The sequence below is a fragment of the Mycobacterium botniense genome, from assembly GCF_010723305.1.
GTDB lineage: Bacteria > Actinomycetota > Actinomycetes > Mycobacteriales > Mycobacteriaceae > Mycobacterium > Mycobacterium botniense.
Map to the genome: position 1 here is coordinate 1,197,279 of NZ_BLKW01000002.1, position 14,895 is coordinate 1,212,173.

Below are 14,895 nucleotides of genomic sequence, written 5' to 3' on the forward strand. Positions count from 1 at the left end.
TCCGTGTGTTCAGGAGGCGCAGCAGGACAGCTTGGTGACATCGGTGGTGTAGGACTGGCAGGTGATCTTGATAGCTTCGGCCATGGTCAGATACGGGGCCCAGGTGTTAGCGACCTGTTGCACGGTCATGCCGGCGGCCAGGATGTAGACCCCGGCCCCGGCGATCTCGCCGGCGTCCTTCGCGACTGCGGTGATCCCGAGGATCCGGCCGGTGTCGGCGTCGGCGACCACTTTGACGAAGCCGCGGGTGTCGCGGTTGACCACCGCCCGGGTCACGTGGTGCAGGGGCAGCACGCGGCAGTCGCAACGGATGCCGGCCGCAGCGGCCGCCTCGTCGGTCATCCCGACCGCTCCTAGCGCGGGGCTGGTGAACGTGACCCGGGGCAGGTGCGTGTAGTCGACCGAACGGTTGGCGCCGGTGAACGCGTTATCAACCACCATCGTGCCGTGCGAGGCGGCGACGTACACAAACTGGCGATGCCCGGTGACATCCCCGGCCGCCCAGATCCGCGGGTTGGACGTGGCCAGCTGATTAGTGACCACAATCTCCCCCGCATTCCCGGTCGTGACGTGCACCGCCTCGAGGTTGAGCCCCTCGGTGACCGGGGTTCGGCCCAGCGCCACCAGCAGCCGCTCAGCGGTGAACTGGTGCGGGGCGCCGGCCACCGAGGCGACCACTACCCCCTGGCCGGTGACCGGATCGGTCCGCACCGAGTCGATGCTCGCCTGGCCGACCACACGGATGCCCTCGTCGGCGAACACCTCGAGCAGAGACTGCGACGCCTCGGGCTCTTCACGGGAGGCCAGCCGGGAGCGGACCAGCATGGTGACCTTGGTGCCCAGCCGGGCAAACAGCTGGGCCTGTTCGACGGCGACGTACCCGCCGCCGAGCACCAGCAGTGTCGCGGGGACCTCCTTGAGCTCCATCGCCGTGGTCGAGGTCAGGTAGTCGACCTGGTGGAGTCCATCAATCGCGGGGACGGCGGGCCGGGAGCCGGTCGCGACCAGGTAATGCGCGGCCGCCACCAGCCTGCGGGTGCCGTCCTCGGCCATCACCTGCAGGACCGGCGCGTCCGGGGTGCCGTCGAATGAGGCGTCCCCGCGCAGCAGCGTCCAGCCGTAGTCGGCGGCGATGTCGAGGTATTTCTCCGCGCGCAACGCCTCGACCAGGGACCGCTTTCCCTCGATGAGGTCGGGCATGTCGACCGGCTCGGCACTCGTGGTGATCCCGGGGAATCGGCCGGAGTCGAGGGCCACGTGGCGGGCCTCGGCGGCGGCGAGCAGCGCCTTGGAGGGCACACACCCGGTGTTCACGCACGTTCCTCCCACTGTGGCGCGCTCGATCATCGCCACCGACTTGCCCAGCGTGGAGGCGCGGATCGCGGCGGCGAACGCCGCCCCACCCGACCCGATGACGGCAAGATCAACCCTCGTGTGTTCCACTTGGCTCAGGGGTTTCATCGGTTTCATCGGTGTTCCGCGGGCAGTTCACAGCCTTCGGGCCCGCAACGGCGGCGACGTGGCGAGACCAGGTCCCACACCGCGTAGACGACCATGACCACTAGCCCTGCGTACAGCACAACCCTTGCCGGCCCGTGAGCGAGAACACCGCTCATGAACGAAACCCACCCGATCAGAACCAGAATCGGACCGATCACCCCCAGGGCGCTGCGACGCCACTGCCGATGAGCCCCCAGTGCGTTGGCGACCAGGACGAGCACCGCGAACAGTGGCAAAACGTTGATGAAGACGTCTTCCCACCGGGACAGAAATCCCAGCCCGAGAGCGGCCCCGATAGCACCCACTGCCGGGAAACACATGGCGCACGCCATGGCCGACACCACGGTGCCCACGACGCCCACCTTGTCGGTCATCATGCGCACAATCTGTTGCACTTGGCCCTCCTGACTCGCTTGGGTAATCCGTCCGCTGGGGCCAGAATGGACCTTCCAGTACAGGTGAAGGTCAAGTCCTCAAATCACACGGGAGATAGGGGCAGTGCGGATCGGAGAGCTGGCCGCCGCCGTCGGCACCAGCACCAAAACCTTACGTTTCTACGAAGAGCAGGGCCTGCTCCCCGAAACCCAACGCACCGCCGCCGGTTACCGCGACTACCCACCCGAAGCCGTCACGAGGATCGACTTCATCCGCCGAGGCAAGGCCGCCGGGCTTACGCTCGCCCAGATCCGGCAGATCCTGCTCATCCGCGACCGTGGTCAGGCACCCTGCGAGCATGTCCGCGATCTTCTCGACACCCGACTCGCCGACCTCGACAAGCAGATCAGCAAGCTCGTCGCGCTTCGCGACACGATCGCCCACCTACGCCACCAAGCAGCCACACCCGAACCCGCCACCTGCACCGCCGAACAGGTCTGCCGATACCTGTAGTGGTGTGGCCGGGCGCTGCAGGCATCATCGTTCTCGCAGAGTGTGGCGCTGGCGGCGGCCAGGTTCCAGCGGTGGTCGGCGACAATCGCCCGGTATGGTCTGTGGCTCTAGTGGGCGTCCGGGGTTTGGACATGCTCGGGGCGAAAGCCCCGCCCAATGAGAATCGGCGGAATGAACTGCAGCGGGCCCCGGCCGACGATCGACGGGATACGGAACGGGGACAGATCACCGCTCAAATAAGGCCGGATTGCGGCGTTTTGGATAAACACCTGGCCAGCCTGGATGATCCGGGTCGGCAGCTGCCGGCGACGTTGCACGTTGGCCAGGTGAGCAGTGGTCACTCGGCCGCGGCGCAGCGGGGCGCACAGGAGATTGGCTGCGGCCACCGCATCGGCAACAGCGAGGTTGATACCGACTCCGCCCACTGGCGACATGGCATGCGCGGCATCGCCGATGCAGAGCAGCCCCGGACGCCACCACCTTTTGAGCCGGTCCACCCGCACATCGAGCTGACTGACGTCGTCCCAGGAACGCAGATCGTCGACTCGTTCACCGAGCTGCGGTCGCACCGCCACCAGGCGCTGCTTAAACGCCTCCAGCGAACCGTCCCGGGGGTTCGTCCCCTTCGGCACCAGATAGGCGACCTGCCAGTAGTCACCCCGGTAGATCATGGCCATAACAAAGCCCTTACGGATCACTGCGAACAGCTCACGGGGATCGCCCGGGCACCATCTGAGCCGAAACCACAGCACATCCATCGGGGAATACGCCCGCACGACGCGCAGCCCCGCCGCAGCCCGCACCGCCGACGTGCGGCCATCGGCGGCTATCACCAATTCAGCGCGCACCTGCAGCTCCGGTGTACGCACCCCGGCGACCCGATCGCCGTCGAAGATCAAGTCTGTCACCTCAGCGTTACGGATCAAGGTGAATTCCGGGTAGGTAGAGGCCTTTTCGGCGAGGAAGTCCAGGAAGTCCCACTGCGGCATCAACGCGACATAAGGCTGGCTGAAGCCAAGCCATTTGAGCGCACTGAAGTTGCCGAAGGTGCGAAGTGAGCCGTCAGTGTCAAAGGCAACACGATCGATCTTGGTGTGCGGCAGACGTAAGAACTCATCGATCAACCCCAGTTCGTCCATGATCCGCAGTGTGGACGGATGTACGGTGTCGCCGCGGAAATCACGCAGGAAGTCGTTGTGCTTTTCCAAGACAACAACCGGGATCCCGGCACGAGCCAGCAGCAGGGCGTGCACCAGGCCGGCGGGACCTCCACCAGCAACGCAAACCTGGGCCTGCACAATTCGGGTCATGACCTGACACTACTCACGGACACCCGCCGGTCTGTGGGCGCTGGCCGGCGGTGCAGGTCGACTGCCACCACGGTCTTGTTAGTCGGGCGATCGGCAAGGCGAGACCTCGACACATCAGGCGTTCAGGATTGTCACCGACCGTAATCCGAGGTACGGTTGGCCACCGGCTGTTTTGAGAGAACGACAACGACCATTCATCACCACGACGCCCGCCTTGACCACTATACCCTACCGGGGTATAGTTCAGACATGGTTGTGGCCGGGGTATAGTCGCATGGATCCCGCGAGGTATCACGTAACGCTCGGCACAGCCGCGGGCGCTGCAACGGGAGCCGCGGCTAGTTACACAGCCGGTGAATTCCCGGATTACGGTTCATTACCGCCGGAAGTCAACTCAGCCAAGATATATCTCGGCCCAGGCTCAGCGCCGATGCTTGCCGCGGCGACAGCGTGGGAGGTGCTCGCCGACAATTTATGTTCCGCGGCGGCCTCGTTTCGGCGGATGATCGCAGATCTGACTACCGAGGGATGGATGGGGCTGGCCTCAGTGGCGATGGCCGCGGTAGCCAGTACCTACGTGTCCTGGATGACTGACACCGTCGCGCGCGTCGAGCAGACCGCCGGCCAGGCCCGGCAGGCGGCGGCTGCCTACGAGACAGCCTTCGCGATGATGGTGCCACCCGCGGTGATTGCGGCCAACCGCGCCCAATTAGCACTGCTGGGGCGGCGAAACCCGTACGGACACCAAGCCCATGCGATCGCGGAGACCGAGGCCGACTACCACGACATGTGGGCCCACAACGCCGCCACAATGTATTGCTATGCCGCCCAGTCAGCCACCGCGTCGAGCTTGGCGCCGTTCCTTCCACCACTGCACACCGCCACTTCGTGCACGACCGAACTTCTGTCGGCCCCCGCAGCGCTGAGAAGGCTCGGCCAGCCGGTGCCGGCGACCATCCCGGCGGCAGCAGCGGTGGGTCGTGCAGGCTGCCTTGGGCCGCTATCGGTGCCCCCGGCCTGGACCTTGACGGGCACCCCCGAGTCGCGGCGCGCCGCCGGTTATCGCTTCATCGCGAAACCGTTGCGCCACAACACTACCGACCTCGTGCCCGCCTGGGGATAGCAGGTCGCGGCTACCGTCCGATGCCGAGAGCTCAGCACCGCACGCTTCGGATGTCGTCATAATGTCGGCATCGGTGAGCGGTTGTCTGCGCGCAGGTACGTGAAGACCATCGCGACGACCACTGTGATCAAAACGACACGAATGAAGAAGGAAGACGCGTATCTCCGTGTTGCATGACTGACCGGGGTGAGCAGCTGATCCTGTCGTGCCGGAATGCTACCCGGATGCTCGCGACGAGATCCGCCAGTTCAGGTAAAGGTTCGGACACGTTTTCAGTTGTGACGCGACACGTCAGGCGGCACCGCGGTTTTTGTCGTGAGGTGACCGACAATGCGGGACATGACGCAATCGCGAGCGCCCGGCATTGGCGCGTGAGATCTCGCGGCAAGCGTTTCTGCGGGGTGCCGCCGGAGCGTTAGCCGCTAGTGTGGTTTTCGGATCAGCCCGGGTGACTGCGGCCCCGAATACCGCCGGCTGGGAGGATCTTTCCAGCGCCCTCGGCGGAAAAGTGTTACGGCCTGACGACGGTGCCCAATTCGCGGCGGCCAAGCAGGTTTTCAACACTAACTACAACGGCTATGTACCGGCAGCGGTCGTCACGCCGACATCGGTGGCGGACGTGCAAAAAGCGATGGCTTTCGCTGCTGCCCACAACCTCAAAGTTGCTCCGCGCGGTGGTGGGCACTCCTACGTCGGGGCCTCCACGGCAAATGGCGCCATGGTTGTCGACCTGCGCCAATTGCCGGGCGGCATCAATTACGACGCCTCCACTGGACAGGTTACTGTGACACCCGCCACTGGTCTGTATGCGATGCACGAGGCACTGGCCGGCGTCGGCCGGGGCGTGCCGACCGGTACCTGTCCCACGGTCGGCGCTGCGGGGCACGCCCTGGGCGGTGGACTGGGCGCCGATTCACGGCACGCGGGTTTGCTCTGTGACCAATTGACGTCGGCAACGGTCGTGCTACCCGGGGGACAGGCAGTCACCGCATCGGCCACCAGCAACCCCGACCTGTTCTGGGGTTTGCGCGGGGGCGGTGGCGGCAACTTCGGCGTGACCACCGCGCTAACTTTTGCCACGTTTCCCACCGGGGACGTCGACGTCGTCAACCTCAATTTCCCACCGCAGTCGTTTGCTCAGGTTCTGCTTGGTTGGCAGACGTGGCTGCGTAACGCCGACCGAAACAGCTGGGCGCTGGCGGATGCCACCGTCGACCCGCTGGGCACGCATTGCCGGATCCTTGCGACCTGCCCGGTCGGGTCAGGAGGCAGCGTGGAGCGTGCCATCATCTCAGCCGTTGGTCTGCAACCGATCGGGACCGAGAACCATACGTTCAACCGGTTAGATCTGGTGAGATATCTGGCCGTCGGTAACCTCAACCCGTCGCCGCTGGGATACGTCGGCGGATCCGATGTTTTCCCGACCATCAGCGCCGGTGCCGCCCAGGGGATCGCCGCGGCGGTCGACGCCTTCCCCCGCGGGGCCGGCCGCATGTTGGCGATCATGCATGCGCTCGACGGCGCCCTCGCCAGTGTGCCCCCCGGCGCCACGGCCTTTCCGTGGCGCCGGCAGTCGGCGCTGGTGCAGTGGTATGTTGAAACATCTGGTGACCCGGCGGCAGCGACCAACTGGCTCGCCACGGCACACCAAGCGGTGCAACCGTATTCGGTTGGTGGTTACGTGAACTATGTCGAGTCGAATCAACCGGCGTCGCGGTATTTCGGCCCGAATCTGCCCCGCCTGAGCGCCGCACGCCAGAAGTACGATCCCGGCCGTGTCATGTACTCGGGGCTGAATTTCTAGCCACTGCTTAACCGGGCCCCAACAGTATTCGGCTGCATCTGGCTGCCACATCGCCCCCGCCGGCAGCGGCGCGTCACCGACCGTGATAGTCACCAACGTGATCGGCAAAACGGCTTGGCATCTCAAGCCACGGTCTCGACGACACATCGCCGATGTCGCACCCGGATCGGCCGGTCCTGGCGAGCCACCTTTTCACTGGTTTTGGTCCAAACGTGCCGGATGTCCTCGAGTTGCCTGTTTGTGGTTTCGGGGGCGCACCGGTAGACGAAGACAAAGCTGATCAGGGCGAGCGCACCGAGAATGGCGAACACGGCTGTGCCACCAAGCGATGTCAGCAGCGTAACGAAAACAGCGACGACGATCGCGTTGGCCACCAGATTGGCGGTGTGCATGACAGCTGATCCGAGTGACCGCAGCCGTGCCGGCAAGCTCTCACCGGCATACACGCACGCCAGGGGACCGAAGCCGGCGTTGAAACCTAAGGTGAACAGCAGTACGCCGACGACTCCGAAGACGGTCGGCATGCCACCGGAGTTCCCGCCGAATGCGAAGGCGCCCATCAGCACCAAGTCTGCACTGACCATGATGGCGATTCCGGTTAACAAAACCGGCCGGCGGCCCAGCCGGTCGACGAACACCAGCGAGACGAATACTGCGACCAAAGCAAAGACCTGAATGAGTGCTGGCAACACCAGCAATGCGAAGTTGCCCCGCAGGCCCATCGACTGAAACAGCAACGGGCCGTACGAGATGATCGCATTAATGCCGGTGATTTGGACGAGAAAGCCCAGCACCACGACGAAGATGGTCGCCCGCAAGTACGGTCCGCGGATCATCTCGGCAAGTGCGCGAACACCGGCCTGCTCTTCGTCGAGCGCTGTACTGATCTCGACGAGCTCAGCCTCTACATCCGCAGTGGGCTGTCCCCGCTGCAAGGCACGCCGCGCGTCAGCGACGCGGCCCTTGATCATGTACCACCGAGCGGTGTCGTCCACTCGGCGCAACAGCGCCAGCACCAGAAGAGCCGGTACAGCGGCCAACCCCAGCACCCACCGCCAGCTTTGCTGAGTGCCCAGCAGATAGGCGGAGAGATAGCCGAGCGCAATGCCTGCCACGTTGGCCGCCTGATAGGTGACGAGCAGGGACCCCCGTATCCGGGCCGGCGCCGATTCGGCCACGAACACCGGAACCACCACATACGACACCCCAATAGCCAGACCAGCCAACAGTCGTGCGGTAACCAGCGCGGGCAACGACACCGAGAGCGCGCCGAACAGCGCAAACCCCGCGTAGGACGCCACCACCACGATCAGCGATTTTCTCCGCCCGATGACGTTGGCAAGCGCACCGGCACCGATCGCTCCGGCGATATCACCGACGGCCAGCGCCGTCGTCACCACTTCTTGGTGGCGCGCGCTCAGGCTGAACTCATCGGTGATGAACAGCAAGACGCCGCCGATACTGGAGACGTCATAGCCGGAGACCAGGCCAATGCTCACGGCGACCAGAGCCACCAATAGGCCGTAGTGCGACGACGGTTGCTGGCAGGGCCGGCCGAGTCGCAGCCCTGTCGGCGTTGATGCCGGGCGCCGAGTGCTCACTTGACGGCCAGTGACAGACCGAAGTCGCCGGCAGTGTCGGTCCACCAGCGGGTTTGATGCAGGCCCGCCGCGGCCAGTTCGGAAACCACCATCTCGCGGTGGAACTTACAGGACACCTCGGTGAGCATTTCCTCGCCGGCGGCGAACTCGACGGTCAAGCCCAGCGCGCCGACCCGCACCCGCTGGCGGCTACTGGCCCGCAGCCACATTTCGATTCGCTGTTCGGCGGCGTTCCAGCATGCGACGTGAGTGAAGGCGCCGAGATTGAAGTCGGCGTCGAGTTCACGGTTGATCACGGCGAGCACGTTGCGGTTAAACGCAGCGGTCACCCCGGCGGGATCGTCATAGGCGCGAATCAACCGGCCAACGTCTTTGACCAGGTCGATACCCAACAACAGGCTGTCCCCAGGCTGTAGCACCGCAGCCAGTGATGCCAGAAACCGGGCGCGCGGTCGAGGGGTGAGGTTCCCGATCGTCGAGCCCAAAAACGCGAACAGGCGGCGGCCTCCGCAGGGAATTTCGGTCAGGTGCTCCTCGAAATCGCCGCACACAGCCGCGATGTCGAGACCCGGGTACTCGAGTGATATCGCTGTCACCGCAGCCGCCAATACGCTGGCGTCGACATCGAACGGCACGAATTTACGCAGACGTTCACAAGCGCCCAGTGCGTCGAGCAGTATTCGGGTTTTCTCCGACGTTCCGCTGCCGAGTTCGACCAGGGTGTCCGCCCCGGTGGCTGAGGCGACCTCAGCGGAACAGGCGTGCAGGATCTCAGTCTCGGCCCGGGTCGGGTAATACTCGGGTAGCCGGGTGATCTGGTCGAACAAGACGCTACCTGTCGCGTCGTAAAACCACTTGGGCGGCAACGACTTCGGACAGCCTGTCAAGCCTTCGAGCACATCGCGACATAACAGCGGATATAGCGAGTCCGCGGCGAGGTGATTGGACAGCGACAGGGTCATCACAGTCCTTCCCAATCGAAGCGGCCAGCAGTCAGGTCAGTGGTTGGGCCATGCGGGTCAGGGTGGGAACGATGCCGTGGGCGATGACGTCGTCAGCGAAATCATCGGCGGGACAGCGGCCCTGTTCGACGGCGCGGATCAGCTGGGCCATCATGTCCTGCAGCGAGGACGGGGCGCGGTGAGCGGCGATGTCCACGCAGCGGTTGGCGGCAACATACAGGCGCCGGTTGGCCAGCCCGAGGCGAGCCGCGGTGTCCCAGGCGGTGGCCACCGGTTCAACGGCTTCGGCGGCCTGGTCGGCGGCCGTGGGGTCGTCAAGCAGGGTGACGATGGTGAATACCACCGCAGGCCAGATGTCGTCGGGAACGGCATCGAGGTAGCGGATTTCCAGCCAGCCGCGGGGGCGCACCGGAGGAAACAGGGTGCTGAGGTGGTAGTCCAGATCCGCGGCGGTGGGACAGCGTCCGCCCAGCAGGGTATGCCCGTCAGCCCAGTCGGTGAACGGCACGTACTCGGTGACGGGCACCACCTCGGGTTGGTGTACCAACATCACCGGCGCCTTGAGCGCATAACGTGCCCAGTCGGCGCCGGGATCCTCACCGCTGGCGCTCAAGATGGGCCCACAACGCGCGGAGTCCAGCTCACTCCATACCCGTTGGCGCGTGGACAACCACCCCGAAAACTTTCCGGCCAACAGCGGAGAATTGGCCGCGATCGCGACCATGGTCGGGCCCAGCGCATGAGCCAACCGCACCCGAGCCGCCCAGCCGGCTTGCGGGCCGGCGTCCACATTGACCTGCACCGAGGCCGTCGAGGTCATCATCGCCGCACCGGCCGCAGCGGTGCGGCTCGCGATGAAAAACCGTTCCATCGCCCGATAGCGCGCACCCGGATTGGCCCGCCTGGCCGGGCGCAGCGGGTCGGCGCCCACCAGCACGAGGCCCAACCCCGCCTCCGCGAAAGCTGCACGCAGCACCTGCTGGTCACGGCGCATCGCGTCGATCGCGGTCAGCACCGACTTGACGGGCGGGCCCGACAACTCCACTGCGCCCCCAGGTTCAACACTGACCGCGCTGCCACCCGGCAACGCCGGCAGCGAGTCGATCACGTCGACGATCTGCGGCCAGGCGGGCCGGCGAGCGAGCTCGCGCAGATCGAAACAATGTGCTTCAAGCTCCAGGCCAACCCGGCCCGCGTGGCCATCGGTCAAACACGTATCGCTGATGTAGTGCGCAGCATCCACTGAATCGGCGAGTTCGCCTTCGACCAGGCACGACCCACGCAACTGCGATGTACACGCCATATCACCGATTCCTCTCGCCTGGGATCCGGATGTCGCAAGTCACTGGGTATTCGTCACCATGCCCGGTGTGGTTGGGGTGAAAAGATCCGGGTATGCCTTTGGTCTGAGGTAGCAGGTTTCGGTCCGTGACCGGTCTCGGCAGGCTCAGCGGATGTGGATCAGCGGATACGGGCAGGAACCAGTCCGGGTGTATTCTTAGTTACGCGAACGAACTATCCCACTGGCGTCGCCGATGACACGGGCTCGAACCGTGCGCGCCCGGGCTCGATGACGGAAAAAGGAGGCGGTTATGTCCCGAACTCCGGGGGATACCTGGGACATCGTGACGAGTGTTGGGTTTACCGCATTAGCTGTCTGTGCGGCGCGTGCGCTGGACGCTGCGCTGGAGCCACCTTTGGCGAACGATACTTTCGCCGCCAGTTTCGTGGCCGCCTCCGGTGAGCCAAATCTCATGACGGCACTGGCAAAGACCGATCTGAGCAGTGCAGTAGGGTTCAATGCACGCTGGGTGGGAGTGCGGACGCGGTTTTTCGATGACTTTTTCACCAGCGCGATCCGGTGCGGATCACGGCAGGCCGTGATTTTGGCAGCTGGATTAGATTGCCGCGCATACCGATTGGTTTGGCCGGACGATTGCATCGTTTACGAGGTCGATCAGCCGCGAGTGCTCGAGTTCAAACAACAAGTGCTTGATAAGCGGGGCGCGCAGCCATCGACGCGCCGTATGGCCGTCGCGGCGGATTTACGGGAGGACTGGGTCCGCCCGCTGGTTGCAGCGGGGTTCGACCCCGCGCAGCCGACCGCATGGGCGCTGGAAGGCCTGCTGCCGTATCTTCCCGGTCCTGCCCAGGATGTGCTGTTCGAGAAGCTGCACGAGTTGTCAGCAGTCGGAAGTGAGATTGCCGCCGAACTCGGGCCGGAGCCCGGAGAGCTGCGAGAATACGCCGAGCACATGCGGACCGTCCGCCAAGATGGCACACAGTCCCCGATTCTGGATTTGTGGTACGACGACCCGCATATCAACATCAAAAGCTGGCTGCGTGAGCGGGGTTGGGACGTCACCAGCGCCGACTTGGTCGATAAGGCCGCTAACGACTATGGTCGACCATTCCACGGGCTGCCACCCGTGTTCGAGCGGCTGCTGCGCACTAAATTCTTCACCGCAACTCGCAAACGTTGAAGCACAGTGGTTTTGCTGAATAAGAAGATGTCTAACCTCAGCAGACGAATCGGAATAGGGGCAGATTTGGCGGTCGATGAGCGCGTCGCGGGAGCACAACCATCGACAAGTCAACTCGGGGGGCCTCGCGCCAACTCAACTGCTACTAATCGATGGGGAGGATGACGTCAGCCATGACGGCAAAGAATTCAGCCGACGTGTCGGAAGCTGCGGCCGATTTGGTGGCTTTGCTCGCCGACGAGGGGGTGTCCCACTTTTTCCTCAATCCCGGCACCGATTCAGCCCCGCTGCAGGAGGCGCTGGCGGCGGCACGCACAGCCGGAACGCCCGCCCCGCAAGCAGTGCTGTGCGTCCACGAAAGCGTCGCGCTGGCGGCGGCCATCGGCCACCACATGATCGGCGGACGACCCCAGGCAGTGATGGTGCACGTGGACGCGGGAACATTGAATCTTGGTTGCCAGATCCACAACGCCCAGCGCAACCGGACGCCGGTGGTCGTGTTCGCCGGGCGCGCGCCGTACACCTCGGTACCACAGATCCGCGGTCATCGCGATAGTCACATCCACTGGCAGCAGGAGCAGCTCGACCAGCAGGCCGTCATGCGTGCCTACGGTAAATGGCATATGGAGGTGCCGCGTGGCCGCGAGCTAGCGCCCATTGTGCGCCGGGCATTTCAGGTCGCCCAGTCCAGCCCACCCGGGCCGGCCTACGTCATGTTGCCCCGGGAAGCTTTGATGGAGCCCGGTTCCCGCCCGCTGCCGCGGCGGCTGACGCCGGCTGTGCCGCCAGGCCCGGACCCGGGTGCGCTGGAGCGTCTGGCAGCGATTCTGGTGGCCGCTACCAAAGTGGTGATCGTCACGGCACGAGCCGGTGCCGACCCGGCCAGCGCGTCCGTGCTGGCGCGGATCGCCGAGTTGCTGGGCGCGCCGGTAGTGGATCAGGGTGACCGGCGCAACCTGCCGAGCGGTCACCCACTGCACAGCGTGGGTGATCCGGCGCCGCTGGAATCTGCTGACACCGTACTACTTGTCGACTCCGAAGTGCCTTGGGTGCCCACGCAGATCGCCCCCCCTAAGGACGCGCGGGTGGTGCAAATCGACGTGGATCCCATCAAGCCGGCGATGCCGCTGTGGTGCTACCCGGTCGAGATCGCGCTGACCGCCGATAGCCGCGCAGCACTCCCGTTGCTCGAACAGGCGCTGCTGCGCCAGGCCACGGCTGAACTACGGCAACGATGGAGTGGGCGTCGGCACGCTGCGGAAGCTGAAATCGCCCAACGTCGGCACCAGGCGCATCGCAAGGCGGAATCCAGCCGCTCGGCTGATGCCCCAGACGCGATGCTGGCTGCCCTGAATCGCGCGCTGCCAGAAGATGCCGTGGTGATCGAGGAAGCCGTCACCAGCCGGCCCGCGGTGAGCAGGCAGGTGTCACGAGCACCGGGGCGTTTCTTCGACACCGGCGCGCCGGCGCTGGGCTGGGCACTTGGCGGCGCCTTCGGCGCCAAACTCGCGCGCCCCGAAGCGCCGGTGGTCGCGATCTGCGGCGATGGCTCGTTCAACTTTAGTGTGCCGACTGCAGCGTTGTGGTCCGCTCACCGGTATGCCGCCGCATTCGTCACGGTTGTGCTGAACAACCATTCCTATTGGGCATCGAAGCAGCCGGTGATCGACCTGTACCCCGATGGAGCATCCGTACAGGCCAACGACTTTGCCGAGACACAGCTAACACCCGACATCGATTACGTCGCGCTGGCAGCGGCGTGCGGGGGAATCGGCCAGGTTGTGCACAGTCCCCAGGACATGGAGGACGCCGTCCAGTGGGCACTCGCCGAGGCCGGCCAAGGCCGCTGCGCGGTATTGGACGTGCATCTGCCGCAGCCATAACCGTGTTTGTCTCGTGACCGCGGCGTTTCGGGCGAGGTCACACGTGGGCGAGGCGCGCACGGCGAAGCTGGTGCACAACAGTGGTGGAACAGTGGTGGAAGAAGAACCCGTGAAGGCGATCGCGATTGAGGAAACGTGTCGCTATGAGAAGCCCACGACAGCGGGATTCGCGTCGCAAGGCTGCCGGTGACGGCTGATGTGCCCGCCGCTCGGAAAGCTGATGGGCTTCACAAATTTTCGTCTTCCAGAGATTGCGCCAAGGTCTTTTCGTTGACCGGTCCAGGTAACCAGATGCCGCCGGATTCGCGGGTTACGGTGGACGGTGCGCGAAAATCAACGTCTGCGCGCTAACCGTGTCGGAGGCCGTATCAGGATCTCGATGCGCAGCGCCTACGGGCAAGATGCCCGTGCAGTATTTCCAGACCAATATCGCCGCCACGACTCGGGCGTGTTCTCGCGTGCCGCACCGATTGGCGCGACAAGCGGTCGGCGTCGACACGGTGACGTTCTCCACCGACCGGCCGCACAGCAGCCGGACATCCTGGGCGGCCGGGCATCCTTCCATGTCGGCGGAGAGGGTGGCAGCCAAGCGGTACGGTACTGGGCTGTACTACCTGAGGGTTCTATCGTGAATGCTGTGTCCGAGGCCCGCGATCACGCCGTCGACTCTTCACCATGGTCTCCGCGGGAGGCTGAGTTACTTGAGGTCACATTGCGGCTGCTGCAGGAACACGGCTATGAACGGTTGACCGTCGACGCGGTGGCGGCCACCGCCCGGGCCAGCAAGGCAACCGTGTACCGGCGCTGGCCGTCGAAAGCTGAACTGGTGTTGGCCGCGTTCATCGAGGGTATCCGCCACGTCGCGGTTCCCCCCGAGACCGGCAGCCTCCGGGGTGATTTGTTGCGAATCGGGGAGAAGGTGTGTGAGCACGCCCGCCAGCACGCCAGTACCATCCGCGCTGTCCTGGTCGAGGTGTCGCGCAACCCCGCGCTCAACGAGGTGATGCAGCATGAGTTCGTCGACCAGCGGAAAGCCTTGATCCACCACGTGCTGCGACAGGCCGTTGACCGTGGTGAGATCGATAGCGCCGTCATCAGCGACGAGCTGTGGGATCTACTACCGGGCTACCTGATCTTCCGGTCCATCATCACCGGCCGGCCCCCGACTCGCCGTACTGTGCGAGCCCTGGTCGACGACGTCGTCCTGCCTAGCCTCACCCGGCCCACGCGATAACACACAGGGCACCACCGGCGCTCTGCTCCGCTGAGCTCGACGGGCTGTTTACTCGTCTCTTGTACTGTCCGGTCCCGTACCGTACTGTAAAAGCCGTCGCCTCTCGC

12 protein-coding genes are annotated in these 14,895 nt (G+C 64.8%); 6 read left to right on the top strand and 6 right to left on the bottom strand.

What is annotated here, in order from left to right; genetic code table 11:
• Positions 1-9 precede the first annotated feature (9 nt).
• A complete protein-coding gene (gene merA / locus G6N08_RS05650) occupies positions 10-1,461 on the bottom strand; it encodes a mercury(II) reductase (protein WP_174813276.1) in 1,452 nt (483 codons plus the stop codon).
• Between the two features lie 5 nt (positions 1,462-1,466).
• Positions 1,467-1,877, bottom strand: coding sequence for an organomercurial transporter MerC (merC, locus tag G6N08_RS05655; protein WP_163755123.1), 411 nt, complete (start codon positions 1,875-1,877; stop codon positions 1,467-1,469).
• 121 nt (positions 1,878-1,998) lie between these two features.
• Between merC and G6N08_RS05660 the strand changes: the two genes are divergently transcribed.
• On the top strand, positions 1,999-2,388 hold the full coding sequence (locus G6N08_RS05660) for a heavy metal-responsive transcriptional regulator (RefSeq protein ID WP_163755125.1): 390 nt from the start codon (positions 1,999-2,001) through the stop codon (positions 2,386-2,388).
• 107 nt (positions 2,389-2,495) lie between these two features.
• Here the strand turns inward: G6N08_RS05660 and G6N08_RS05665 are convergent, their stop codons facing one another.
• Positions 2,496-3,698, bottom strand: a complete 1,203-nt coding sequence (locus G6N08_RS05665) for an FAD-dependent oxidoreductase (protein ID WP_163755128.1) — start codon at positions 3,696-3,698, stop codon at positions 2,496-2,498.
• 274 nt (positions 3,699-3,972) lie between these two features.
• On the opposite strand from G6N08_RS05665, the gene G6N08_RS05670 reads away from it, so the two are divergent.
• Positions 3,973-4,821, top strand: a complete 849-nt coding sequence (locus G6N08_RS05670) for a PPE family protein (protein WP_163755130.1) — start codon at positions 3,973-3,975, stop codon at positions 4,819-4,821.
• A 364-nt stretch (positions 4,822-5,185) separates the two neighbouring features.
• The gene (locus tag G6N08_RS05675) at positions 5,186-6,625 is read left to right on the top strand and encodes an FAD-dependent oxidoreductase (RefSeq protein ID WP_163755132.1); all 1,440 of its coding nucleotides are present in this window, start codon (positions 5,186-5,188) and stop codon (positions 6,623-6,625) included.
• A 122-nt stretch (positions 6,626-6,747) separates the two neighbouring features.
• Here the strand turns inward: G6N08_RS05675 and G6N08_RS05680 are convergent, their stop codons facing one another.
• The 3 genes from G6N08_RS05680 to egtA are packed head-to-tail and all read right to left on the bottom strand — an operon-like array spanning position 6,748 to position 10,491.
• Positions 6,748-8,190 carry a sugar porter family MFS transporter gene (locus G6N08_RS05680; RefSeq protein WP_371868998.1) on the bottom strand — a complete coding sequence of 481 codons (1,443 nt, stop codon included), beginning with the start codon at positions 8,188-8,190 and terminating at the stop codon, positions 6,748-6,750.
• A gap of 32 nt (positions 8,191-8,222) precedes the next feature.
• Positions 8,223-9,188: an L-histidine N(alpha)-methyltransferase gene (egtD, locus tag G6N08_RS05685; protein WP_163755136.1), complete on the bottom strand. Its 966-nt coding sequence runs from the start codon at positions 9,186-9,188 to the stop codon at positions 8,223-8,225.
• Between the two features lie 31 nt (positions 9,189-9,219).
• Positions 9,220-10,491 carry an ergothioneine biosynthesis glutamate--cysteine ligase EgtA gene (gene egtA, locus G6N08_RS05690; RefSeq protein ID WP_163755138.1) on the bottom strand — a complete coding sequence of 424 codons (1,272 nt, stop codon included), beginning with the start codon at positions 10,489-10,491 and terminating at the stop codon, positions 9,220-9,222.
• Positions 10,492-10,780: 289 nt separating this feature from the next.
• On the opposite strand from egtA, the gene G6N08_RS05695 reads away from it, so the two are divergent.
• From G6N08_RS05695 to G6N08_RS05705, 3 genes are all read left to right on the top strand, one after another.
• The gene (locus tag G6N08_RS05695) at positions 10,781-11,671 is read left to right on the top strand and encodes an SAM-dependent methyltransferase (protein WP_163755139.1); all 891 of its coding nucleotides are present in this window, start codon (positions 10,781-10,783) and stop codon (positions 11,669-11,671) included.
• A gap of 173 nt (positions 11,672-11,844) precedes the next feature.
• Positions 11,845-13,554: a thiamine pyrophosphate-requiring protein gene (locus tag G6N08_RS05700; RefSeq protein WP_163755140.1), complete on the top strand. Its 1,710-nt coding sequence runs from the start codon at positions 11,845-11,847 to the stop codon at positions 13,552-13,554.
• Positions 13,555-14,179: 625 nt separating this feature from the next.
• The gene (locus G6N08_RS05705; RefSeq protein WP_163756741.1) at positions 14,180-14,788 is read left to right on the top strand and encodes a TetR/AcrR family transcriptional regulator; all 609 of its coding nucleotides are present in this window, start codon (positions 14,180-14,182) and stop codon (positions 14,786-14,788) included.
• The last annotated feature ends 107 nt before the right edge of the window (positions 14,789-14,895 follow it).

Excerpts from the sequence above, each read along its gene's own strand:
- merA (WP_174813276.1), bottom strand. The coding sequence starts at position 1,461 with ATGAAACCCCTGAGCCAAGTGGAACACACGAGGGTTGATCTTGCCGTC.
- merC (WP_163755123.1), bottom strand. The coding sequence starts at position 1,877 with ATGATGACCGACAAGGTGGGCGTCGTGGGCACCGTGGTGTCGGCCATG.
- G6N08_RS05665 (WP_163755128.1), bottom strand. The coding sequence starts at position 3,698 with ATGACCCGAATTGTGCAGGCCCAGGTTTGCGTTGCTGGTGGAGGTCCC.
- G6N08_RS05670 (WP_163755130.1), top strand. The coding sequence starts at position 3,973 with ATGGATCCCGCGAGGTATCACGTAACGCTCGGCACAGCCGCGGGCGCT.
- egtD (WP_163755136.1), bottom strand. The coding sequence starts at position 9,188 with ATGACCCTGTCGCTGTCCAATCACCTCGCCGCGGACTCGCTATATCCG.
- egtA (WP_163755138.1), bottom strand. The coding sequence starts at position 10,491 with ATGGCGTGTACATCGCAGTTGCGTGGGTCGTGCCTGGTCGAAGGCGAA.
- G6N08_RS05695 (WP_163755139.1), top strand. The coding sequence starts at position 10,781 with ATGTCCCGAACTCCGGGGGATACCTGGGACATCGTGACGAGTGTTGGG.
- G6N08_RS05700 (WP_163755140.1), top strand. The coding sequence starts at position 11,845 with ATGACGGCAAAGAATTCAGCCGACGTGTCGGAAGCTGCGGCCGATTTG.